We start from the raw sequence: 25,326 nt of genomic DNA, 5'->3' as shown, positions 1-25,326 counted from the left end.
GGCTGGTTTCAGTGGGTCGAACGGGTGCTCAGCGGGTGAGCTGGGTGGGGACGATCCCGGCGAGGGTTTCGCCGATGGTGGTGAGCGGCGCCGGGTCGGCCAACCCGAGGTGGGTGGCGTCGACGTCGACGACGGTGAGGGCACCGGTCAGGTGCGGGTGCCAGCGGTCGGGGGCGGGCCCGTCGCCCCGGGTGGCGCGGAAGAGCAGGGCGCCGCCGGTGACCAGGCGCGGGGTGTGGGCGCGGAGCAGGGCGGTGTGGGTGGCCGCCGCGCGGACGAGGGTGGTGACCTCGCGGTGGTCGAAGTCGGCCAGGACCGGGTCGCGGTCGCGCAGGGCCGTGGCCAGGGCCGCCGGGGCGGTGTCGGTGATGGAACCCGGGTCCTCGAAGAGGGCGCCGAGGACGTCCGGGGTGATGGTCTCGGTCAGCTCGGCGGGAGCGGCCGAGATCGTGGCCGTGTGGGCGCCGGGGAGGTCCAGGGGCACGCCCCCGGCGGCGGACCCGGTCGGGGCCTGGGCCGGGTAGGAGTCGAGGAGGGCGAGCAGGTCGACGTCCTCCCCGACCTCCTGCAACTGGGCCGCCATCTCGTGGGCGACGACCCCGCCGAAGGACCAGCCGAGCAGCCGGTACGGGCCGTGCGGCTGGACCCGGCGGATGAGGGTCAGGTAGTCGGCGGCCATCTCGGGGACCGAGCGGGCCACGTGGTCGGGGTTGGTCAGGGCCCGGGTCTGCAGGCCGTAGATCGGCTGGTCCGGCCCCAGGTGCCGGGTCAGCCCGGCGTACGGCCAGGCCAGCCCCATGCCGGGGTGCACGCAGAACAGCGGGGTGGCGGTGCCGCCGCGGCGCAGCGGCAGCAGGGTGTCCAGGGCCCGCCCGTCGGCGAGCGGCGCGTCCGCCAGCGCGGCCAGCGCGGCCGGGGTGGGCGCCCGGAACAGGTCGCGCACCCCGAGTTCGGCCCCCAGCGCGGCGCGGATGCGGCTGACCAGCCGCACCGCGAGGAGCGAGTGCCCGCCCAGGTCGAAGAACGCGTCGTCGACACCGACCTCCGCCAGCCCCAGGACCTCGGCGAACAGGTCGCACAGAATTCGCTCGCGCGGGGTCCGGGGCGCCCGGCTGCCCCCGGTGCAGACCGCGGGGGCGGGCAGTGCCCGCCGGTCGGGCTTGCCGTTGGGGGTCAGCGGCAGTTCGTCGAGCACCACGAACGCCGAGGGCACCATGTACTCCGGCAGCGCGGCCGCCGCCAGCGCCCGCAGCCCGTCGACGTCCACGGTGGACGAGGCGGCGGTCACGTAGGCGACGATCCGCTTGTCGCCGGGCCGGTCCTCGCGGACCAGCACGACCACCCCGCCGACCTGCGGCGAGGACGCCAGCACCGACTCGATCTCACCGATCTCGACGCGGAACCCGCGCAGCTTGACCTGACCGTCGACCCGGCCGAGGAACCGCAGCTCCCCCGAGGTCGACCAGCCCACCCGGTCGCCGGTGCGGTACATCCGCGCCCCGGCCGGGCCGAACGGGTCGGCGACGAACCGGTGCGCGGTCAGCCCCGGCTGCCCGAGGTACCCGCGGGCCACCTGCTCACCGGCGATGTACAGCTCACCGACACCGCCCAGCGGGACCGGGAGGAGCCGGTCGTCGAGGGCGTAGAGCCGGTTGTTGTCCAGCGGGATTCCCAAGTGGACGCTGTCGACCGTGCGGGTGTCGGTGCCGAACCGCTGGTGGCTGGAGGCGAACGTGGTCTCGGTGGGGCCGTAGCTGTGCACGACCACGGTGTCCGGGCAGTGCGACAGCACACGTTGCAGCGTGGCCGGGGCGACCACGTCCCCACCGGTCCACACCTCACGCAGCCGGGCCAGCGCGTCGAGGTGCTCCTCGGCCATCAGCGCGAACAGGCCCGCGGTGAAGTAGGCGGCGGTGACGTCGCGCTCGGCGATGACGGTGGCCAGGTGGCGCAGGTCGGCACCGTCGCCCCCGGCGACCACGAGCGACCCGCCGGTCAGCAGCGGCACCCACATCTCGTAGGTGGAGGCGTCGAACCCGAAGGCCGAGTGCACCATCATCCGCCGGTGGGTGTCCGGGTCCCAGCACTCGTCGTGCGCCAACCGCACCACGTTCCGGTGGGTCACGCCGACGCCCTTGGGGCGGCCGGTGGAGCCGGAGGTGAACATGATGTACATCAGCGAATCCGCGCCGACCGGGATCGCGGGAGCGGGAGCCGGGCTCAGGGCGCCGAGTGCGTCCAGCAGCACCGAGGCGCCGGTCTCGGCCATGATCGTGCGCAGCCGCGCCTCGGGCACCCCGTCCGGGATCGGCACGTACGCCGCGCCCGCCTTGAGCACACCGAGCACGGCGACCAGCAGCTCGGCGGTGCGGTCCATCCGGATCGCCACGGCCGACCCCGGGGTGACCCCGTCGGCGATGAGCCGGTGCGCCAGCGCGTTGGCCAGCCCGTCCAACTCGCCGAAGGTCAGCGACCGGGTCCCGTCGCACACCGCCACCTCGTCCGGGGCGGCCTGGGCGCGGGCGGCGACCAGGTCGTGCACGCAGGCGTCCGGGACCTCGACCGGGGCCCGGTTGAACCCGGTGACCAGTCGCGCCCGCTCCCCCTCGACCAGCAGGTCCACCTCGCCGACCCGCAGGTCCGGGTCCGCGGCGACCGCGTCGAACAGCAGCCCCAGCCGCCGCACGAGCAGTTCGACGGTCTCCCGGTCGTAGAGGTCGGTGGCGTACTCCACCGTGCCGCGCACCCCGCCGCCCGGGGTTTCCCGCACCGCCAACGTCAGGTCGAACTTGGCCACGGTGGCGGCGAACGGCTCCTCGACCGCGTCGAGCGCGGCGTCGGCGGCCTCGGCGTTGTTCTGCAGCACCAGCATCACCTGGAACAGCGGGTGGTGCGCGGTGGTCCGGGCCGGGTTCAGCGCCTCCACGACCGCGTCGAACGGCAGGTCTTGGTGCTCGTAGGCGGCCAGGTCGGCGTCGCGGACCCGGTCCAGCAGCTCGGCGAACGTCGGCTGCCCGGCCACGTCGGTGCGCAGCACCAGCGTGTTGACGAAGAAGCCGACCAGGTCGTCCAGCGCCTCGTCCAGGCGCCCGGCCACCGGGGTGCCGATCGGGATGTCGGTGCCCGCCCCGAGCCGGGACAGCACCGCCGCCAAACCGGCCTGCAAGACCATGAACACCGTGGCACCGCGGCCCGCGGCGACGCGGCCGAGCCGGGCGTGGGTGTCGGCGTCCAACTCGAACGGCACGACGTCGCCGCGGTGCGAGGCGACCGCGGGGCGCGGCCGGTCGGTCGGCAGCTCCAGCACCGGGGGCGTGTCGGCCAGGGTGGTGCGCCAGAAGTCGAGCTGCGCGGCGGAGACCCCGTCGAGCAGGTCCCGTTGCCAGAGCGCGTAGTCGGCGTACTGCACCGGCAGCGGCGCCCACCGCGGCGCGTCCCCGGCGAGTCGGGCGGCGTAGGCGGTCGACAGGTCGCGGGTCAGCGGCGCCATCGACCAGCCGTCGCCCGCCACGTGGTGCAGCAGCAGCACCAGCACCGACGAGTCACTGTCGCCGAACAGCCACGCCCGGATCGGGATCTCCCCGGACAGGTCGAAGGTGTGCGCGACCGCGGCGTCCACGCACCCGGGTTCCAGTGTGGACACCGAGAGCACCGGCGTGACCTCCTCAACCGGCAGCACGACCTGGAACGGCTCGCCGTCGACCGACGGGAACACCGTCCGCAGCACCTCGTGCCGGGCGATGACGTCGCCGAGGGCCGCCCGCAGCGCGTCGGCGTCGACCGAACCGGGCAGGCGCAGCACCACCGGCACGTTGTAGGAGGAGCTGGACTCCTCCATCTCGGCGAGGAACCACAGCCGCCGCTGCGCCGCGGACAGCGGCAGCACGTCCGGCCGGGCCACCGGCACCAGCGCGGGCCGCACCGGGGCACCGGACAGCTCACCGACCCGGACGGCCAGCCCCGCGGGGGTCGGCGCGCGGAACAGGTCGCGGATCGCCACGTCCACCCCGAGGGTGGTGCGGATGCGGCTGATCAGCCGGACCGCGAGCAGCGAGTGCCCACCGGAGGCGAAGAAGCTGTCGTCCGCACCGAGCGCGGGCAGCCCCAGCACCTCGGCGAACAGCCCGCACAGCGCTTCCTCGCGCGGCGTCCGGGCCGCCCGGCCATCCACCTGGTGGGTGGGGGCGGGCAGGGCGCGGCGGTCGAGCTTGCCGTTGGCGGTCAGCGGCAACGCGTCGAGCAGCACGAACGCGGCCGGGACCAGGTGGTCGGGCAGGGTCAGCGCGGCGTCGGCCCGCAGTCGCTCCGGGGTGATGTCGGAGCGGGGCACGCAATAGGCGACCAGGCGCTTGTCGCCTGCGGTGTCCTCGCGGACGACGACGGCGACCCTGGCCAGGTCGGGGTGGGTGGCGAGCAGGGCCTCGACCTCGCCCGGCTCGACCCGGAAGCCGCGGATCTTGACCTGGTCGTCGGCGCGGCCGAGCAGTTCGACCACCCCGTCCCCGGTCCAGCGGGCCAGGTCGCCGGTGCGGTACATCCGGTCGCCGGGCCCGCCGTGCGCGTCGGCCACGAACCGCTCCGCCGACAGCGCGGACCGGCCCAGGTAGCCGTCGGCCAGGCCGGTGCCCGCCACGTACAGCTCGCCCACCACACCGGTCGGGACCGGGCGCAGCCGCTCGTCGAGGACGTAGGCGCGGCGGTTGCCCATGGGCAGCCCGATCGGCAGCGGGTTGCCGCCGGTCTGCGCGGTGACCTGCTGGGTGTGGGTGAAGACCATGCTCTCCACCGGCCCGTACCCGTGCACCAGCCGCAGGTCGGGGAACAGCGCGCGGGCCCGGTCCACGTGGTCCAGCGACGGCTTGTCGCCCCCGGTCACGACCTCGCGGACCCGGGTGAAGACCTCCGGGTACTCGTCGACCACCAGCGCGAACAGCCCGGCCGACAGCCACAGCGTGGTGATGCCGTGCGCGGCGACCAGGTCGGTGATGCGGTCGGGTTCCGGGCGCTGGCCGGGTTGCAGCACGCAGGTGCCGCCGTTGAGCAGCGCACCCCAGAACTCCAGGGCGCCCGCGTCCCAGGACACCGGGGCGGCGTGCAGCCACACCTGGTCGGGTCCGAAGTCGACGAAGTCCTGGCCGGTGAGCGTGCCGACGAGCGAGCGGTGCGAGGCGAGCGAACCCTTGGGGCGCCCGGACGAGCCGGAGGTGAACATGACGCTCGCGGCGTCACCCGGGTCCCCGGTGCCCCCGAGCCGGGTGGGGTCCTCGTGCGCGGCGTCGGCCACGGCGATCGCGGGCAGGCCGAGGGCGAGCCGGTCGGCGGCGGTGACCAGCAGCGCCAGGTCGGCGTCGGCGGCCATCGCGATCAGCCGCTCGTCGGGGAACTCCGGGTCGAGCAGGACGTACCCGGCGCCGGTCTTGAGCACCGCCAGCATCGCCACGGCCAGGTCGGTCCCCCGGTCGAGCAGCACGCCGACCAGCCGTCCGCGCCGGGCACCGCGCGCCGCCAGGTGCCGGGCGAGCCGGTTGGCGGCGGCGTCCAGTTCGGCGTAGGTGGTGCTCCGCCCGTCGAAGACGAGTGCGGTGGCGTCGGGGTTGTCGTCGACCCGCCGTTCGAAGACCTCGTGGACACGCAGGTCCGGCGCACCGGTCTCGGACGACTCACCGATCCGGGCCCACTCGGCGTCGGTGAGCACGTCCACGTCGGCGACGGAGCGGCCCGGGGCGGACAGCACCGCCTCGAACAGCGCGGTCAGCCGGGCCGACAGGATTTCCGCGGTCGCCCGGTCGAACAGGTCGGTGGCGTACTCGATGCCGCCGGTCAGGCCCGCCTCGGACTCCGCCACGGCGAGGGTCAGGTCGAACTTGGCCACCCCGGGCCGCGACGCCTCCTCGGCGACCCGCAGCCCGGTGAGGCCGGTGTCCGCGGCAGCGTTGTTCTGCAACACCAGCATCACCTGGAACAGCGGGTGGTGCGCGGTCGAGCGGGTCGGGTTGAGGGCTTCCACGAGCTGGTCGAACGGCAGGTCCTGGTGTTCGTAGGCGGCCAGGTCGGCGTCGCGGACCCGGCGGACCAGCTCGGCGAAGGTGGGGTCGCCGGACACGTCGGTGCGCAGGACCAGGGTGTTGACGAAGAACCCGACCAGCTCGTCGAGCGCCGCGTCCAGCCGCCCGGCGACGGCCGCGCCGATCGGGACGTCGGTGCCCGCGCCGAGCTTCGACAGCAGCAGCGCCAACCCGGCCTGCACGACCATGAACGCGGTCGCGCCGGTCTCGGAGGCCAGCGCCCGCAACCGGGCGTGGGTGTCGGCGTCGAGTGCGAACGGCACGACGTCGCCCGCGTGCGAGGCCACGGCGGGCCGGGGCCGGTCGGTCGGCAGGGTCAGGACCTCGGGGGCACCCGCCAGCTCCCGCTGCCAGAAGTCGAGCTGCGCGGGCTGGAGGTCGGTCAACAGGTCGCGCTGCCAGAGCGCGTAGTCGGCGTACTGCACCGGCAGCGGCGGCAGGTCGGCGGCGGTGCCGGAGTACGCGGCGGCCAGGTCGCGCAGCAGCGGGGCCGTGGACCAGCCGTCGCCCGCGATGTGGTGCAGCAGCACCACGAGCACGTGCTCGGCCGGGGCGACCCGCAGCAGCGTCACCCGGATCGGAATCTCCCCCGCCAGGTCGAAGGTGTGCGCGGTGGCGGCGTCGACCGCGGCCACGACGTCCGTGCAGTCGGCGACGGTGACGATCGGACGGACCTCCTCGACCGGCAGCACCACCTGCATCGGTTCGCCGTCGACCGACGGGAACACCGTTCGCAGCACCTCGTGCCGGGCGACGACCGCGCCGACGGCGGCGGTCAGCGCCGCCACGTCGAGCGCGCCGGTCAGCCGCAGCACGGTGGAGACGTTGTAGGAGTGGCTGGAACCCTCCAGCTCCGCCAGGAACCACAGGCGGCGCTGGGCGGCGGACAGCGGCAGCACGTCCGGGCGCGGCTGCGGGACCAGCGCGGTGCGCACCGGGGCGCCCGCCAGCTCACCGACCCGCGCGGCCAGGTCGGCCACGGTCGGGGTGCGGAACACGTCGCGCACGCCCAGTTCGACGCCGAGCGCGGCCCGGACCCGGCTGACCAGGCGGGCGGCGAGCAGCGAGTGCCCGCCGACGGCGAAGAAGTCGTCGTCCGCGCCGACCTCGGCCAGACCCAGGACCTCCGCGTAGAGCCCGCAGAGGATTTCCTCGCGCGGGGTGCGCGGGGCGCGGCCGGTGGCGGTGAACTCGGGGGTGGGCAACTGCCCGCGGTCGAGCTTGCCGTTGTTGGTGATCGGCATCCGGTCCAGCAGCACGACCGCCGCGGGCACCAGGTGCTCGGGCAGCGCGCCCGCCGCCCAGGTGCGCAGGTCGCGGCCGGAGACCGCGGCCCGGGGAACCACGTAGGCGACCAGCCGCGCCGGTTCCCCCTCGGTCTTCCAGGCCACCACGGCGACCTGGGCGACGGCGTCGTGCTTGGCGAACGCGGCCTCGACCTCCCCGGGCTCGACCCGGAACCCCCGGATCTTCACCTGGTCATCCGCCCGACCCACGAAGTCCAACACCCCGTCAGCGGTCCACCGGGCAAAATCACCCGTGCGGTACATCCGCTCACCGGGCTCCCCATGCGGATCAGCCACGAACCGCTCCGCCGTCGTACCGGGCCGACCGGCATACCCACGGGCCAGGCCGACACCGCCGAGGTACACCTCGCCCACGACACCGGGCAGGACCGGCCGCAGGTGGGCGTCGAGCACGTAGGCGCGCTTGTTGACCACGGCCCGCCCGACCGGCACCGAGCCTTCGACGTCGGCGGGCACCACGTGCGTCGTGGTGAAGCCCATCGACTCCGCCGGGCCGTACCCGTTGGCCACCACCAGGTCCGGGAACCGGGCGAGCACCCGGGCGACGTGCACGGCGGAGGCCGCCTCACCGCCGGTGAAGGCGATCCGCACGCCCTCGAACGCTGCCGGGGTCTCGTCGACGAGGAAGTTGAACAGGCTGGAGGACAACTGGAGCATGGTCACCCCATGCTCGCCCACCAGCCGCTCCACCACCGCGGGCTCGGGCCGCTGCCCGGGGTGCAGCACGCACAGCCCGCCGAAGGCGAGCGCCCCCCAGAACTCCAGCGAGAAAGCGTCCCAGGAGACCGGGGAGCACTGGAGGAACACCTCGTCGGGGCCGAAGGTGGCGTAGTCCTGGCCGAGCAGGCTGCCGACCAGCGCCCGGTGCGATGCCACCACGCCCTTGGGGCGGCCGGTGGAGCCGGAGGTGAACATGACGCAGGCGACGTCGTCGGGCGAGATCGGCAGGTTCAGGTTCGCCTCGGACAGCGCCGGGACCCGGGCGATGTCGAGGGTCGGTACGCACACCCGGGCGGCCGATGTCGAGTCGGTGACGACCACGCCGACCCCGGTGTCCTCGACGACCACGGCGAGCCGCTGGTCGGGGAAGTCGGGGTCGAGCACGGTGTAGCCCGCGCCCGCCTTGGCCACCGCGACGACGGCCACGGCGAACTCGACCCCGCGCTCCAGCAGCACCCCGACCACGTCACCGCGCCGGACACCGTGCGCGAGCAGGTGCCGGGCCAGCCGGTTCGCCCGGGCGTTCAGCTCGGCGTAGGTGACCCGGGTGCCGTCGAAGGCGAGCGCGTCGCCGGTGGTGTGCCGCTCGACCAGGTCGACCAGCGTGACCTCGCCGAGGGAGACCGGCGCCGGGTTCCACCCGTCGAGGACCTGCCCGCGCAGGCCCGGGGTGAGCACGTCGAGCCGGTCGACCGGGCGGGTGGGGTCGGCGGCGAGCTGGTCGAACAGGTGCGCCAGCGCGTCGGCCACCCGCAGCACGGTGGAGCGGTCGAACAGGTCGGTGGCGTACTCCAGCACACCTTCCACGCCGTGCGCGGTCTCGTGCACGGCCAGGGTCAGGTCGAATTTGGCCGCGCCGGTGGTGAACGGCACGTCGGTCGCCGCCAGGTCCGCGAAGGGCGCGGGCGCCGGGGCATCGTTGAGCAGGAGCAGCACCTGCACCAGCGGGTGCCAGGCCAGCGAGCGGGTGGGGTTGAGCGCCTCCACCAGCGACTCGAACGGCAGGTCCTGGTGATCGAAGGCGGCCAGGTCGGCGTCGCGGACCCGGGCGACCAGGTCGGCGAAGCCGGGGTTGCCGGACACGTCGGTGCGCAGCACCAGCGTGTTGACGAAGAAGCCGACGACCTCGTCCAGCGCGGCGTCGGTGCGCCCGGCCACCACGGTGCCGATCGACACGTCGGTACCCGCTCCCAGCCGCGACAGCAGCAGCGCGAACCCGGCCTGCAACACCATGAACGGCGTCGCCCCGGCTTCGGCGGCGATCCGGCGCAGTCCGGCGTGGGTCTCGGCGGAGAGGGCGAACGGGACGGTGTCACCGCGGAAGGTCGGCGCGGCCGGGCGGACCCGGTCGTGCGGCAGGGCCAGCACCTCCGGGGCACCGTCGAGCGCGGTCCGCCAGAAGTCGAGCTGCCCGGGGCCGATGTCGGCGAGCAGGTCGGCCTGCCAGAGCGCGTAGTCGGCGTACTGCACCGGCAGCGAAGTCCACTGTGGAGCGCCCCCGGCGCGGCGGGCGGTGTAGGCGTCGGCGAGGTCGCGCAGCAGCGGGCCGGTGGACCAGCCGTCGGTGGCGATGTGGTGGACCAGCAGGACGAGCACGTGCTCGGTCGGGCCGACCGCGAACAGCCAGGCGCGGACGGGCAGTTCGGTGGCCAGGTCGAAGGTGTGCGTCAGCGCGCGGGCGACCTCGGCGGGCACGGCCACGGCCGGGCAGTCGCGCACCAGCAGGCTCGGCGCGGCGTCGAGGAGCACCTGCCTCGGCTCGCCGTCCACGGCCGGGTACACCGTGCGCAGCGCCTCGTGCCGGGCGACGACGTCGCCGAGGGCGGCGGCGAGCGCGGCGTGGTCGAGCAGGCCGGTGATCCGCTTGGCGACCTGCACGTTGTACGACGTGCTCGGCCCCTCCATCCGGTTGGCGAACCACAGGCGGCGCTGCGCCGACGACAGCGGCAGCACCTCCGGGCGCTCGGCGGCCACGACCGCCGGGCGGACCGGCAGCCCGGCCAGCTCGCCGACCCTGGCGTCGAGACCGGCCGGGGTGGGTGCGCGGAACAGGTCCCGGACCGCGACCTCCACCCCGAGCACGGCGCGGATGCGGGCCACCAGCCGGACCGCGAGCAGCGAGTGCCCGCCGACCTTGAAGAAGTTGTCGGTGGCGGCGACCGGCCTGCCCAGCGCCTCGCCGAAGAGCCCGCACAGGATCTCCGCCCGCGGCGACACCGATCCCGCGACCGCGACTTCGGCGGCCTGCTCCACAGCCACCCGCCTCCGGAACGCCGACCGCTCGGCCTCGGTCAGCGGCACCAGGTCGTCCACCGGGGCCTGGGCGTCGCCCATCGCGGTCAGCAGGCGCAGGTAGATCCCGGCGAACGCCTCGACGGTCGCGGCGTCGAACAGGTCGGTGGCGTACTCGAACCAGACGGCCAGCCCGGACCCGGTCTCGGTGCAGGAGATGGTCAGGTCGAACTTGGTGGCGGTCAGCCGCGCCTGGTCCAGGGTGACCGCCAGCCCACCGAGGGTCAGTTCGGCCTTGGCGGTGTTCTGCAGGGTCAGCATCACCTGCACCAGCGGGTGCCACGACGGCGAGCGGTCCGGGTTGAGCCCCTCGACGAGCAGGTCGAACGGCAGGTCCTGGTGGTCGAACGCGGCCAGGTCGGCGTCGCGGACCCGGGCCAGCAGCTCCCCGACGGTCGGGTTGCCGGTGGTGTCGGTGCGCATGACCAGGGTGTTGACGAAGAACCCGACCAGCTCGTCCAGCGCGTCGTCGGACCGCCCGGCGACCGCGGTGGCGATCGGGACGTCGGCACCGGCGCCCAGCCGGGACAGCAGCAGGCCCAGGCCCGCCTGCAACGCCATGAACAGGGTCGCGCCGGACTCGGCGGCCACGGCGGTCAGCCGGGCGTGCGCCCGCGCGTCGAGGGTGACCGCCAGGCCCGCGCCGCGCTGCGTGGGGGTCTGCGGGCGGGGGCGGTCGGTGGGGAGGTGGACCACGGTGGGGGCGCCGTCGAGGGCGGTCCGCCAGAAGTCGAGCTCGGTGGCGGCGGACCGGTCGAGCAGGTCGCGCTGCCAGAGGGTGTAGTCGGCGTACTGGACCGGCAGCGGCGCGAACCGCGGCGCGGCGCCGAAGCGGCGGGCGTCGTAGGCGGTGGCCAGGTCGCGCAGCAGCGGCGCCAAGGACCAGCCGTCGGCGGCGATGTGGTGCAGCAGCAGGACGAGCGTCGAACCGGTCAGCAGCGCCCGCACCGGCAGCTCACCGGCCAGGTCGAACGGCAGGTTCGCGAACGCCTCCACCTCGGCGGAGTCGTCGACCACCAGTTCGGGGCGCGCCTCGGGCAGCACGAGTTGGCACGGCTCGCCGTCGGTGGCCGGGTAGAGCGTGCGCAGCACCTCGTGCCGGGCCACCAGGTCGGCCAGCGCCGACTCCAGCGCCACCGCGTCCACCGGCCCGCCGAGCCGCAGCACCATCGGCAGGTTGTACGAGGAGCCGGAGCCCTCCATCCGGTCCACGAACCACAGTCGGCGCTGCGCGTAGGACAGCGGCAGCACCTCGGGGCGCTCGGCGGGCACCAGTGCCGGGCGCACCGGGGCGCCGGACAGCTCGCCGACCCGGGCGTCCAGGCCGAGCACGGTCGGCGCCCGGAACAGGTCGCGCACCCCGACCTCCACGCCGAGCACGGCGCGAATCCGGCTGGTCAGCCGCACCGCGAGCAGCGAGTGCCCGCCGTGCCGGAAGAAGTTGTCGGTGGCCGCGACCGGCCGCCCGAGCGCCTCGGCGAACAGGCCGCTGAGGATCTCCTGGCGCGGGGTCAGGACGTGCTCCCCCACCACCGCCTCCGGCGCCGACAGGGACTCGACGAGCCGCGCCGACTCCGCCCGGACGGCGGCGCGGTCCGCGACGAGCAGCAGGTACTCCTCCTCGGTGACCACCCGGGCGTCGCCGATCCGGGTGCCCGGCGCGGTCACCATGGCCCGCAGCACCCGGGCGAACACGTCCGCCACCAGGGCGACGGTCCACTCGTCGAACAGGTCCGTCGCGTACTCGAACCACAGCTCGACCCCGGCGGGCGCCCCGGTCGGCCCGAACGCCTCCGCGCAGGACACCGACAGGTCGAACTTCACCGATTCCAGCCGCGACGGTTCCTCCACCGCGGTCAGCCCGGGGAAGTCCACCACGGCCGCGGCGTTGTTCTGCAACGTGAGCATCACCTGCACCAGCGGGTGCCAGGCCAGCGAGCGCACCGGGTTCAGCGCCTCCACGACCAGGTCGAACGGCAACTCCTGGTGCTCGAACACGGCCAGGTCGGCCTCCCGAACCCGGCCGAGCAACTCGGCGAAGGTGGGGTCGCCGGAGGTGTCGGTGCGGGTGACCAGGGTGTTGACGAAGAACCCGACCAGGTCGTCGAGCGCCTCGTCCCCACGACCGGCGACCGCGGTGGCGATCGGGATGTCCTGACCCGCGCCCAGCCGGTCCAGGGCGACCGCGAGCCCGGCCTGCAACGCCATGAACAGGGTCGCCCCGTGTGAACGCGCCAACCCGAGCAGACCGGCGTGCAGGTCGGCGTCGAGCGCGTGGATGACCCGGCCGCCCCGGCTGGTGGGGGACGCGGGGCGCACCCGGTCGGCGGGCAGGGCCAGCACCGGGGGTGCCCCGGTGAGGGCGTCCCGCCAGAAGGCGGACTGGACCTCCGCCAGCGTCCCGGAGTCCTCTTCGGACTCCAACACGTCCCGCTGCCAGAGCGCGTAGTCGGCGTACTGCACCGGCAGCGGTTCCCACCCGGGGGCCGTGCCGGTGCGGCGGGCTGCGTAGGCCTCGGCCAGGTCCCGCAGCAGCGGGGCCATGGACCAGCCGTCGGCGGCGATGTGGTGCAGCAGCACGACCAGCACGTGCTCCTCGGCCGCGACCCGGAACGCGGTGGCCCGCACCGGGAGGTCCGCCGCGAGGTCGAAGGTCGAGTTGGCGAACTCCGCCACCCTCCCCGTGGCCTCGTCGGCGGAGCACTCCTCGACGGTGAAGGCGGGCGCGGTGGCGGGCAGCACCCGCTGGAGCGGCTCGCCGTCGACCGCCGGGTAGACCGTGCGCAGCACCTCGTGGCGCTCGACCACGTCGGCAAGTGCCGCGGCCAGCGCGCCGGTGTCCAGCGCGCCGGTCAGCCGCAGCACCACCGGCACGTTGTAGGACGAACTGGGCCCCTCCAGGCGGTTCACGAACCACAGCCTGCGCTGCGCGTAGGACAACGGGATCATTGCCAACTCCTTCGGCTGTGGTGGGTGGACCCTTGGGACAAGAGGGGTTCGGTCAGGAGAAGAGGGCTTCGATGACCTGCGCGAGGTCGCGCAGCCGCGGGTTCTGGTAGACCGCCTTGACCGGCAGGGCGACCCCCAACTCCGCGCGCACCTTGGCCACCAGCTTGATCGCCAGCAGCGAGTGCCCGCCGAGCTTGAAGAAGTTCGCGTCCGCCGACAGGTCTTGCACGCCGAGCACGTACGACCACACCTCGGCGATCAGCCGCTCGACCGGACTGTCCAGTCCGGTCGTCCCGGCGTCGGCCGGGGCGGTGACCACTGGTGCGGGCAGTGCTCGGCGGTCGAGCTTGCCGTTCACCGTGCGGGGGAAGGATTCCACTGCGACGAGGACCCCCGGGACCATGTATACCGGAAGAGTTTCCTTCAGGCGTTCAGTTGTCCACAGGGGGGAGATCCCGGGCTTGCCACGGTAGTAGCCCACCAGGCCCGGACCGGTCGGGGAGTCGTCCCGGTAGAGCACGGCGGCTTCCTCGATGCCCTCGCACCGGGTCAAGGCGGCTTCGATCTCACCCAGCTCGATCCGGTGACCGTGCACTTTGACCTGTCCGTCGCGGCGGCCCAGGTACTCCAGGCGACCGTCGGCGTGCCTGCGGGCCAAGTCACCCGAACGGTAGACCCTGCTGCCGTCCGCGGCGGCGATGAACCGCTCGGCGGTGAGGCCGGGGCGGTTGCGGTAGCCGCGGGCGACCCGCTCGCCGCCGAGGTGGATCTCGCCGACCTCGCCGTCGTCCACCGGGTTCAGCTTCTCGTCGAGCAGGTGCAGCTCCAGGCCGGGCAGCACGGTGCCGATGTGCGGCTCGTGCTCCGCGGTGACCCACCCGGCAGTGGCGTCCACAGTGCACTCCGTCGGACCGTAGAGGTTGACCGCGCGCAGGTTCTCCTGCGCGGCCATCCGCTGCCACAGCGACGGACTGATCGGTTCACCACCGACCAGCAGCGTCAGCGGCCACGCGATCTCCGCCAGGTGCGGCAGCAGCGGGTCGGCGTGCGAGGGGGTCAGGTCCAGGTCGGTCAGCCGCTGGTCGACGACCAGCTCGGCCATCAACGCCGGGTCGGCCCGGGTGGCGTCGTCGAGCACGACCACGGTGTCCCCGCGGCACAGCCGGGTCCACTGCTGCACCGACGCGTCGAACGAGGCGGACGCGTTCCAGCCGACCCGACCCGCGGTGGTGGCGGCGATCCCGGCCGACTCCAGCGCGTCGAGCAGCAACGCCGCGCTCCCCCGGGTGATCTCCACGCCCTTGGGCAGGCCGGTGGAACCGGAGGTGTAGATGACGTAGGCCAGCGTGTCCGGCTCGACCGGCACTGGGGCGAAGTCGGCGACCACGCCCGCGGTCAGCGCCTCGACGGACACGGTCCGCACCGCGGCGGTCGCGGACTGGCCGATGACCAGCTCGGCGCGGGCGTCCTCGACGAGGTACCGCCTGCGCTGCTCCGGCAGCGCCGGGTCGACCGGCAGGTACGCGGCCCCGGCGGTGAGCGTGCCCAGCAGGGCGACGACCAGGTCAGCGCCCCGGGGTAGGCTGATCGCGACCAGGCTCTCCGGGCCGACCCCCCGGGCGGTGAGGGCGGCGGCGACCCTGGCGGCCTCGGCGCGCAGTTCCCCGAAGCTCAGCTCGCGGTCCCCGGCGACGAGCGCCTGCCGGTCGGCGGGCTGCTGGGCGAGGCGGGTGATGAGGTCCATGTCAGGCCCCGTACGGGGTGGTCGAGGGCTGCGCGGTGGGGGCGCAGTCGGACAGCTCCACCGGGTCGCCCATGCCCACCACGATCTTGCGGGCACCGGAGAACGCCTCCCGGCCGTGTGCGCACAGGATGTTGTCGACCAGCAGGAGGTCACCCACCTGGTAGGTCTCGCGCATGGTGACCTCGTCGTAGGCGGCGTTGAGGGTCGCGGCCTCCTCCTCGGTGAGGGGGGTTCCGTCGCCGAGGTAGGTGGCGAAGGGCAGGCCGTCGGCGCCGTAGGTCTCCACCAGCACGTCGCGGATGTCCGGGTCGAGCGTCCAGGAGTTCCAGAACGCCATGTGGTTGAACCAGACCCGCTCACCCGTCACCGGGTGGCTGACGATCGCGGACCGGCGCTGGGTGGTGCGCAACGAGTCCTCGTCCAGCCACTCGTAGCCGATGGTGTGCTCGTCGCAGTAGGCCTCGGCGACGGCCTTGTCCTCGGTGGCGAAGCTGGTCTGCCACGGCAGGCCCGCCATCTCCGAGAAGTTGCGCACCAGCAGCCACCCGGCCTCCTCGCAGCGGGCGCGCAGGTCCTCGGGCAGCAGCGCCAGCACCCGGCGCATGTCGCCGACGGTGGTGGCGCCGCCTTCCTCGGGGGCCACCAGGCAACCGAAGAGCAACGCGCCCGGGAAGTCCAGGGTGTAGCTGTTCTCGTTGTGCAGCCGGATGGGCTGGACCGCGGGGAGGTCGGTGGAGGAAAAGACACCACCGCCGAAGTCGCTGCGCGGTGTGGCCTTCTCCTTGTACGAGGCCAGCTTCGGGAAGAGGACGTCGCGGATGGTCGCGAACGCCTCGTTGCCGGTGACCGGCAGGCCGCGCAGCATCAGGCAGCCCGAGCGCAGCAGCTCGGCGCGGATCGCGGGCAGCGCGTCGGCGACCCAGCGGGCCGCCTCGTCCAGGTCGGCCACGGCCGGGGCGATGGCGATCGGGGGCTTTCCCGGCTCGCGGCTCAGGTCCAGCTCGCGCACGGAGTTGTCGAGGGATGTCATGGGGTTGTCGTTCCTCCTGGGTCAGCCGAGCAGGCTCTGGACGACCTGGCCGACCCGCGTCAGGAACGGGGGCAGGTCCTGCTGGAAGTAGAAGTGGTCGCCCGCGAACAGCTCCACGGTGGCGCGGTCGGTGGTGACCTCCGACCACGGCGCCAGGGTGTCGAGCGGGACGATCGGATCGGCGTCGCCGCCGAGCACGGTCACCGGGCAGCCCAGCGGCGTGGCCGGGCCGGTGTAGCGGTACACGTCGTCGATGCCGAAGTCGGCGCGGATGGCCGGGAGGATGATCTCCCGCAGCTCCGGCTCGTCGAGGATGCCGTCCTGGGTGCCGCCGCGCGCCTTGATCGCGGCCACGAGCTGGTCGTCGTCGAACCGCCCGGCGTCGACCGGGGCGGGGTTGGCCAGTTGCGGCGCACGGCAGGCGCTGACGACGAGCCCCAGCGGCGGGGTGCCGCGCTCGGTGAGAATCCGGGCCACCTCGAAGGCGACCAGCGACCCCATCGAGTGACCGAGGACGACCAGCCGACCGGTGTCCTCCGGCAGGCAGTCCACGACCGGGCCCGCGAGGTCCTCGACGTTCTCCGGCAGGTCGTCGACGAACCGGGCGCCGCGACCGGGGTACTGGCCGATGAGCAGGCGGATGCTCGCGGGCAGGTGCTCCCGCCACTCGGCGTAGGCGTGCGCGTTGCCGCCCGCGTGCGGCAGGACGAGCAGGTCGGTGGTGCCGGTGCCGAGGGCCCAGACCACGTCCTCGCGGTCGGCCATCGTGCCGGTGCCGTGGGCTGCACTCATGTTCGCTCCAGGGGTTCCGGTGCCGGGGTGGGGCCCGGTCTCGATGGCAGAACACTATGTGCGCCAGGGCTTCCCGAGCGGCGGCACGACCGGCAGTTCCAGGTGTTCGCGGTACTGCCGGTCGTGCCGCCCGGACGCGAAAAGGGCCCCGCCGCGGTTGACCGCGGCGGGACCTCCTCGTCGTGTCCGCTCAACTGGGGGCGCCCGCCTCGGTGCGCCTGCGCAGCATCGGCCTGCGCGCGGGCTTGGCGGTGCCCTTGGCCTCGATGACCTCGGTCAGTTGCGCCACCGTCGGCGCCTGGAAGATGTCCCGGATCGTCAGCTCCACGCCCAACGCCGTCCGGACGCGGCTGATCAGCCGGGCCCCGAGCAGGGAATGGCCACCCAGGTCGAAGAAGCTGTCGTCGATGGTGGGGTTGTCCACGGCCAACAGCTCCGCGTAGAGCCCACAGAGCACGGTCTCCCTCGGATCACGCGGGGGACGACCTTCGACCTTCGCGGCGAACTCCGGCGCGGGCAGGGCCCTGCGGTCCAGCTTGCCGTTGGGGGTGAGGGGCAACCGGTCCAGGACGGTGATGACCGACGGCACCATGTGCTCCGGCAGCCGTTCCGCCGCCCACGACCGCAGCTCCGCACCGGTCGCCGCGGCGACGACGTAGGCGACCAGCCGAGCCGGGCCGTCGGCGCGCCAGGCGACCACCGCCGCCTGCCCGACCTGTTCGTGGCCGGTCAGCAGCGCCTCGACCTCCCCGGGCTCCACCCGGAACCCCCGGATCTTCACCTGGTCATCGACCCGGCCCACGAAGTCCAACACCCCGTCAGCGGTCCACCGGGCAAGATCACCCGTGCGGTACATCCGCTCACCGGGCTCCCCGTACGGATCGGCCACGAACCGCTCCGCCGTCGTACCGGGCCGACCGGCATACCCACGGGCCAGGCCGACACCACCGAGGTACACCTCGCCCACGACGCCCGGGGGAACCGGTTGGAGCCACCTGTCCAGTAGGTACGCGCGCTTGTTGACCACCGCCCGGCCGACCGGAACCGACCCCTCGACGTCAGCGGGCACCACGTGCGTCGTGGTGAAACCCATCGACTCCGCCGGACCGTAACCGTTGGCCACACGCAGGTCCGGGAACCGGGCGAGCACCCGGGCGACGTGCACGGCAGAGGCTGCCTCGCCACCGGTGAACGCCAACCGCACGCCGGTGAACGCTTCCGGTGACTCGTCGACCAGGTAGTTGAAGAGGCTTGAGGACACCTGGAGCATCGTCACCCCGTGTCGGGCCACCAAGTCCGCCACCACGGCGGGTTCCGGGCGCTGTCCTGGGTGCAGCACGCACACCCCACCGAACGCGAGCGCGCCCCAGAACTCCAGCGAGAACGCGTCCCACGACACGGGCGAGCACTGGAGGAACACCTCGTCGGGGCCGAAAGTGGCGTAGTCCTGCCCGAGCAACGTCCCCACCAACGCCCGGTGCGGCGCCACCACCCCCTTCGGCCGTCCCGTCGAACCCGACGTGAACATCACGCACGCCACGTCGGCGGCCGACAACGGCAACCCCAGGTTCTCCGCCGAGCCGACCGAGTCCTCCACGACCGCACGAGCCCGCACCCGCGAGGCCGACCCCGTCGAGGTGACCACCAGCGAAACCCCGGTGTCCTCGACCACCACCGCCAGCCGCTCGTCCGGGAAGTCCGGGTCCAGCACGGTGTACCCGGCCCCGGCCTTCACCACCGCGACGACCGCCACGGCGAAATCGATCCCACGCGGCAACAACACACCCACCACATCCCCCCTCCGCGCTCCCGCAGCCACCAACTGGCGGGCAAGCCGGTTCGCGCGCATGTTCAAGTCCGAGTACGACAACTTCTCACCCTTGAACACCAACGCCGTCCGATCGGTTGCAGCGACGCGCTCGAACAGGTCGACCAGGGTCACCTCGGGAACCTCGACGGGGGTCGGGTTCCACTGCGCCAAAACACGCGACCGGTCGTCCTCGGAGAGGACGGCAACCTCACCCACCCGCAGCCCCGGATCGGCGAGCACCTGGGCCAGCACCCGCCCGAGCGTCATGACCAGCCGCTCGACGGTGGGGGCGTCGAACACGTCGGTGTTGAACACGACCAGACCGGTCATGTCCTGGCGCAGCAGGAACTCCAGGTCGAACTTGGCCGTCCCGGTCCCGACGTAGTCCATCCCGGCGGGCGGGGTGTCCTCCAGCGCCAGGCAGACCTGGAAGAGGGGGTGCCGGGAAAGGGATCGCGCGGGGTTCACCGCATCAATCACCCGATCGAATGGGATCTCCTGGTGGGAGTAGGCGTCGAGGTCGGTGGAACGCACCCGGTCCAGCAGTTCGGCGAAGGTCGGGTCGCCGGAAGTGTCGGTGCGCAGCACTACCGTGTTGACGAAGAAACCGACGAGACCGTCCAGGGCGCTGTCCTGGCGGCAGGCCACAGGAGAACCGATGGGGATGTCCGTACCGGCGCCGAATCGCGTCAACACCACTGCGAGTGCCGCCTGCACGACCATGAACGGGGTCGTCCGGGTGCTCCGCGCCACCTCGACGAGCCGATCCCGGTCCCCGGGGACCAGTCCGAACGGGACAGTGCCGCCGCGGTGCGACCGCACCGGCGGGCGCGGGCGGTCGAACGGGAGCGCGATCTCCTCGGGCAGGTCCGCCAGCGCTTCCCCCCAGAACGCGAGACCCCGGGCCACCGTGCTCGTCGGGTCCGACTCGGCGCCGAGGAGGTCGTGGTGCCACAGCGTGTAGTCGACGTAGGAGATGGGCAGCGGAGCCCACTGCGGGTCGTCGCCTGCGAGGCGGGCGGTGTAGGCGGTTTCGAGGTCGGCGAGCAGGGGGCGCAGCGACAGGCCGTCGGTGGCGATGTGGTGCAGCAGGATCAACACGCGGTCGTCGAACAGGGTCACCCGGAGCGGTGCCTCGACGGCGAGGTCGAACCGGTGCGCGGCAGCGGCCCGCACGGCCTCCTCACTCGCCTGGCCCGCCTGGTGGAACACCTCGGCCTCGGGCAGCACCCGCTGGTACGGCTCGTCCTCGGCCACCGGGAACACCGTGCGCAGCGGCTCGTGCCGGGCGACGACGTCGCGCACGGCCGCGGCCAGTGCGCCGGGGTCGACCCGGTCGAGGCGGAACACCATCGGCACGTTGTAGGCGGTGCCCGCGCCGTCGAAGCGGTCGAGGAACCACAGGCGGCGCTGGGCGGGCGACAGCGGCGGACGCTCCGGGCGCTCGGCTGCCACCAGAGCTGGGCGCTCGCCGTCGGAGACGGTGATGCGCGTATCCAGGGCGGCCACGGTCGGCGCCTGGAAGACATCCCGGATGGTCAGCTCCGCGCCGAGCACCGCGCGGACCCTGGCGGCGAGGCGAGCGGCGAGCAGGGAGTGCCCGCCCAGGTCGAAGAACCCGTCGTCGACCGTCACCCCCGGCACCCCGAGCACCTCGGCGTAGAGCCCGCACAGGATCTCCTCGCGCGGGGTGCGCGGCGCCCGGCCCGCACCGGCGGCGGTGAACTCCGGCGTGGGGAGCGCGGCCCGATCGAGCTTCCCGTTGGCGGTCAGCGGGAGCCGGTCGAGGACCACGACGGCGGCGGGCACCAGGTGGTCGGGCAGCCGTTCGGCGGTCCACGCCCGCAGGTCCGCCCCGTCGACGTCCCCGACGACGTAGGCGACGAGCCGGTCCGGGTCCCGCAGCACGACCACCGCGACCTGGGTGACGGCGTCGTGCCGGATGACGGCGGCCTCCACCTCCCCCGGCTCCACCCGGAAACCGCGCACCTTCACCTGGTCGTCGACACGGCCCACGAAGTCCAACGCCCCCTCGGCGGTCCACCTGGCCTGGTCGCCGGTGCGGTACATCCGCTCGCCGGGCACGCCGAACGGGTCGGCGACGAACCGCTGCGCGGTGAGCCCCGGCCGGGCCGCGTACCCGCGGGCCAACCCGACACCGCCCAGGTACACCTCACCGACCACCCCGACCGGCACCGGCCGCAACCGGCCGTCCAGCAGGTACGCGCGCTTGTTGACGACCGCCCGCCCCACGGGCACCGAGCCCTCGACGTCGGCGGCGACGGTGTGGGTGGTGGTGAACCCCATCGACTCCGCCGGACCGTACCCGTTGGCCACGCGCAGGCCGGGGAACCGGGCGAGCACCCGGGCGACGTGCGCGGCGGAAGCAGCCTCACCACCGGTGAACGCCAACCGCACCCCCGCGAACGCCTGCGGCGACTCGTCGACCAGGTAGTTGAACAGGCTCGACGACACCTGGAGCATCGTCACCCCGTGGCGGCCCACCAGGTCGGCGAGCAGCGCGGGGTCGGGCCGCTGCCCGGGCTGGAGCACGCACGTCCCGCCGAAGGCCAACGCACCCCAGAACTCCAACGAGAACGCGTCCCACGACACCGGGGAGCACTGGAGGAACACCTCACCCGGCCCGAAGGTGGCGTACTCCTGTCCCAGCACTGTGCCCACCAGAGCCCGGTGCGGTGCCACAACCCCTTTCGGCCGCCCGGTCGAGCCGGAGGTGAACATGACGCAGGCGACGTCCTCCGCGGCGACGGCGATGCCCAAGTCGTCCTCGTCCCGGCCACCGTCGCTCCGTTCGCCGTCGATGACCACTGGCGCCGCCTCGACCCGGCCGAGCTGCGCGGCCTCCACGGCCACGACCCGCACCCCCGCGTCCGCGACGACGAGGGCCAGCCGCTCGTCCGGGAAGTCCGGGTCCAGCACCGCGTACCCGGCCCCCGCCTTGAGCACGGCGACGACCGCCACGGCGAACCCGATCCCGCGCTCGGCGAGCACCCCGACCAGGTCACCGCGCTCGACACCCGCCGCCCGCAACCTACGGGCGAGGTGGTTCGCCCGGGCGTTCAGGTCGCGGTAGGAGAGGCGTTCGTCATTGAAGACCAACGCCGTCCGGTCGGACCGCGCGACCTTTTCGAACAGGTCGACCAGCGTGACGTCCCCGGTGTCGACCGGGGCGGGGTTCCACTCCCGGAGCACAGTGTCGCGCTCGGCAGCGGAAAGCACGTCGACATCGGCGACACGGACGTCCGGGTCGGCGGCGAGGGCCCGCAGCAGCTCCACGTAGGTGCGCAGGTGGGCGCTCAGGTCGACGGGCAGGGCTTCGTCGATGGTGAACTCGGCCCGCAGACCGCCCTCGGCGAACCTGGTGACGGTCAACGCCAACTCGTCGGCCGTGCCCCCGACCGACAGGACGTGCGGCCGGGCCACCACGCCGTCGAGGTCGGTGTCGGCGTCGTCGGCGATGACGTTGACGACCGGACCGAAGTGCCTGCGGCCCAGCTCGCGCAACAGCTCGGTGGGGTCGAACCGCTGGTGCCGCTGGGCGAGCCGCACCGAGGCCGACACCTCGGCGGCCAACTCGGCCACGGTGGCCCGCGGGTCGATCGGAACGCGCAGCGGCAGGATCGTCGCGGCCATCCCGGCGGCGGCCCGGGCGCGCCTGGACATGCGGCCGGTCAATGGGAGGCTGAGCAGCACGTCCCGGTCGCCGGTCCACAGGTGGCGGTGCAACACGGCGGCGGCCACAACAGCTTGCTGCCAACTGACCCCCGCCTTGTCGGCAAAGGCCCGCAACCCGTCGAACACGGCCTCGTCGAGGTGGGCGCCCACCCGGGTGATGCGGTTGCTCAGCGGCTGTTCCCCCGGGGAGACAGCAGCGGGCGCGTCGGCCATCAGGGTGCGCCAGTACTCGGCGTCGCGGCGGTACGCGGGCGAGTCGGCGTACCGTTCCTGCTCGTCGAGGACGTCGGCGAACGACCCGATCGGTGTGCCGCCGCCGCGGTAGACCTCGGCGATCCGCCGCCACAGCAGGGTCTGCGCGTGTCCGTCGTGGACGGTGTGGTGCATCCGCGTGTACCAGAACACCCGCTCGTCACCGACGCGGATCAGCACGTGCCGGAACAGCTCGTCGGCGACGGTGTCCAGGTCGGTCCACATGAAGTCCTCGGCCGCCGCCACGGGGTCGGCCTCCCCGCGCAGGTCGACCACCTCCGGCTCGTTGTTCCCCACCGGCCCGAACTCCTGCGTCGGTTCACCGTCAACCTCGGTGAACCGCAACCAGAGCGCGTCGACCTCGGCGACCACCGCCGCCGCGGCCGCCCGCAGCCGGTCGTGGTCGACGGGCCCGCGCACGTCGAGGTGGCCGCCCACGTTGTGCGCCGGGCTGCTCGGGTCGAGTCGCTGCGCGAACCAGATGCCGCGCTGTGCCGGGTTCAGCCGACGCCCTGCCATGGGAAACCCTCCGCTGTGTGCGCAACGCCGGACCGGACTCCCCCGGCCCGGCGTCCTCGCCCTGGTGTTGGTCGGTGCCGATCGGTACTGGTCAGTGCTGGTCGACGAGGTCGAGCAGGTCCTGCACGGTCACCACGGTCTTCAACTTGCTGTCCGGGATCTCGATGCCGTAGGAGGTCTCCAGCTCCACCAGGATCTCCACCATGGACAGCGAGTCGATGCCGAGGTCCACCATCAGGTTCCGGTCGGCCTCGACCTTGCCGTCGAGCGCGGGAAGCACCTCGACGATCGCGCGGTCGACTTTCTGAAACGTCTCGGTCATGGCCTTCTCCCTCTCGCGGCGTCCGTTGAGAGGATTCAAGCCCCACCGAGCGCCCGCCTGCGGCAGTTCCACAGGCACTTCGGCGGCGGCCGTCAGACCACCACCAACATCTGCGCCAACACCGCCCGCACCAGCGCGGGCACCCGGAACCGATCGGCCAGGTGCGGCCGAACCACCCCGCGCAGCAACAACCCGCGCACCAACCGACCGGACTCCGGCAGACTCCCCCCGGTCACCGCCACCACGTCGTCCAACGTGAACTCCTGCGGCAACCGACCCAACAACCCCGGATCAGGCAGGTCCCGCACGCACCGAACCAGCCCCTCCCGCACCCCGGAAGGCCGCAACACCCCCTCGACGTGGTCGAGCGGGTCATCCCGCAACGCCACCGCCAACCGCACCGGGTCGTAGACCGCCAACCACGAAGCCGCCGCCGCCAAGGCCCGGGGCAACCCGTCCAACCCGGCGCAGATCCCAGCCACGGTCTCGTCCTCCACCACCGGCCGCTCAGCGCGGGCGTGGTGCAGGAACAACCGCACCGCAGCCTCGTCCCCGAGAGCGGAAAGCAGAAAGGGCCGCTCCCCAGGAAGATCAGCAGGAGCCGTTCCGACGACGAGCACCCGCAATGCGGGGCAGTCCCGCAACAACACCTTCACCCGCTCCCCGTCAAGCACCCGCGCGGGGTCGTCGAGAACGAGCAACGTCTCCCGCCCCGCGATCAACTCAGCCAGGTCACCCGCGGCCCGCTCATCACCCGTCCGGCAGAGCCCGGCAACCCCCGCCTGCACAACGGCGGCAAGCCGCTCATCCCGAATCGGGCAGTCCACCCCCACCCACAGCACAGGCACACCCCCTCGGTGCGCCCGCGCGGCCACCTCCACCGCCACCCGGGTCTTCCCCACCCCACTAAGCCCCACCAGCCCCACTAATCGACTGTGCCGCAACTCCTCGACGAGTGCGTCGACCTCCACCTCCCGCCCGATCAGTGGCCCCTGCACCCCAGGCGCGGGGGCAAGCTCCACGGCGTAGTCGGTCCGCAGGGACCACCCCATCCGCCCCTGGTGCGCGGCCCGCTCCAGGTCCTCCCGCGCCTGCCTGCTCAACCGGAGCGCGTCAGCCACCAACCGCACGGTGTCCTGCCGCGGCCGCCGAGCCCGCCCCTGCTCCAGATCCCGAATGGCCCGCACGCTCACGGTCGACAAATCCGCCAACTCCCGCTGCGTCAGCCCGACCCGGGTCCGGTGCCCGTGCAGCAACCGCCCGAACCGGGTGTCGTCGACCTCGGACATGTCCGCCTCCTCGGGTGGGCGGGACAGATGGCCCCGCCTTTCTCGCCCCCAATCCAGTGAATCCCGCTATCCCCCCGGCATCACGATGCCAATCAACCGACAATAGGAGAGTTTTCGCAGGTCAAGCGCCCCTCTATCATGCGACAGCCGACCCGACCACTGGTGATAGCACGGAGATAAAGGCGGAGATAGCCGGGGAATTGGACGGCCTCATACCTTTTTGTCAGCAGCCGGAAACACCCCCAGAAGGAGCCCCCAGATGCGCACCACCGCCGCCAAGATCGCCGCCACCACCGCCCTCGCCGCCGCCCTGTTCCTCGGCACCGAATCCCTCGCCCGGGCCACCACCACCACCCCGACCCAGAGCACGGCCACCACCAACAGCAACCCCTGGGACCAGACCCCCACCACCACCGACAGCAACCCCTGGGACTGATCCACCAAACCGCACCACCGCACCACCGCACCACCGCACCACCGCACCACCGCACCACCGCACCACCGCACCACCGCACCACCGCACCACCGCACCACCGCAC

Annotated in this window: 8 protein-coding genes; 1 reads left to right on the top strand and 7 read right to left on the bottom strand. The window is 73.2% G+C overall.

From position 1 onward, the window contains the following. Positions 1-28: 28 nt before the first annotated feature. From DFQ13_RS27320 to DFQ13_RS27290, 7 genes are all read right to left on the bottom strand, one after another. Complete coding sequence (locus tag DFQ13_RS27320) at positions 29-13,333, bottom strand: non-ribosomal peptide synthetase (RefSeq protein ID WP_110081858.1); 13,305 nt, start codon at positions 13,331-13,333, stop codon at positions 29-31. 52 nt (positions 13,334-13,385) lie between these two features. Continuing rightward, on the bottom strand, positions 13,386-15,077 hold the full coding sequence (locus DFQ13_RS27315) for a non-ribosomal peptide synthetase (protein WP_110081857.1): 1,692 nt from the start codon (positions 15,075-15,077) through the stop codon (positions 13,386-13,388). Position 15,078: 1 nt separating this feature from the next. Further along, positions 15,079-16,107 (bottom strand): TauD/TfdA family dioxygenase, encoded by a 1,029-nt coding sequence (locus DFQ13_RS27310; RefSeq protein WP_110081856.1) that lies wholly within the window; start codon positions 16,105-16,107, stop codon positions 15,079-15,081. 21 nt (positions 16,108-16,128) lie between these two features. After that, complete coding sequence (locus tag DFQ13_RS27305) at positions 16,129-16,899, bottom strand: thioesterase II family protein (protein WP_200873278.1); 771 nt, start codon at positions 16,897-16,899, stop codon at positions 16,129-16,131. 190 nt (positions 16,900-17,089) lie between these two features. Beyond that, on the bottom strand, positions 17,090-23,176 hold the full coding sequence (locus DFQ13_RS27300; RefSeq protein ID WP_110081855.1) for a non-ribosomal peptide synthetase: 6,087 nt from the start codon (positions 23,174-23,176) through the stop codon (positions 17,090-17,092). A 91-nt stretch (positions 23,177-23,267) separates the two neighbouring features. Then, entirely contained in the window at positions 23,268-23,498 is a 231-nt protein-coding gene (locus DFQ13_RS27295; protein ID WP_035278158.1) for an acyl carrier protein, read from the bottom strand. A gap of 92 nt (positions 23,499-23,590) precedes the next feature. Continuing rightward, positions 23,591-24,787, bottom strand: coding sequence for a helix-turn-helix domain-containing protein (locus DFQ13_RS27290; RefSeq protein ID WP_110081854.1), 1,197 nt, complete (start codon positions 24,785-24,787; stop codon positions 23,591-23,593). A 259-nt stretch (positions 24,788-25,046) separates the two neighbouring features. On the opposite strand from DFQ13_RS27290, the gene DFQ13_RS34150 reads away from it, so the two are divergent. Further along, positions 25,047-25,223, top strand: coding sequence for a hypothetical protein (locus tag DFQ13_RS34150; RefSeq protein WP_181400168.1), 177 nt, complete (start codon positions 25,047-25,049; stop codon positions 25,221-25,223). The last annotated feature ends 103 nt before the right edge of the window (positions 25,224-25,326 follow it).

The sequence above is a fragment of the Actinokineospora spheciospongiae genome (assembly GCF_003182415.1).
GTDB lineage: Bacteria > Actinomycetota > Actinomycetes > Mycobacteriales > Pseudonocardiaceae > Actinokineospora > Actinokineospora spheciospongiae.
This window is presented reverse-complemented; position numbering and strand designations above follow the sequence as displayed.

Bases quoted from the DNA above. Each gene is read 5' to 3' on its own strand.
- DFQ13_RS27320 (WP_110081858.1), bottom strand. From the start codon at position 13,333: ATGATCCCGTTGTCCTACGCGCAGCGCAGGCTGTGGTTCGTGAACCGC.
- DFQ13_RS27315 (WP_110081857.1), bottom strand. From the start codon at position 15,077: ATGGACCTCATCACCCGCCTCGCCCAGCAGCCCGCCGACCGGCAGGCG.
- DFQ13_RS27310 (WP_110081856.1), bottom strand. From the start codon at position 16,107: ATGACATCCCTCGACAACTCCGTGCGCGAGCTGGACCTGAGCCGCGAG.
- DFQ13_RS27305 (WP_200873278.1), bottom strand. From the start codon at position 16,899: ATGAGTGCAGCCCACGGCACCGGCACGATGGCCGACCGCGAGGACGTG.
- DFQ13_RS27300 (WP_110081855.1), bottom strand. From the start codon at position 23,176: ATGGCAGGGCGTCGGCTGAACCCGGCACAGCGCGGCATCTGGTTCGCG.
- DFQ13_RS27295 (WP_035278158.1), bottom strand. From the start codon at position 23,498: ATGACCGAGACGTTTCAGAAAGTCGACCGCGCGATCGTCGAGGTGCTT.
- DFQ13_RS27290 (WP_110081854.1), bottom strand. From the start codon at position 24,787: ATGTCCGAGGTCGACGACACCCGGTTCGGGCGGTTGCTGCACGGGCAC.
- DFQ13_RS34150 (WP_181400168.1), top strand. From the start codon at position 25,047: ATGCGCACCACCGCCGCCAAGATCGCCGCCACCACCGCCCTCGCCGCC.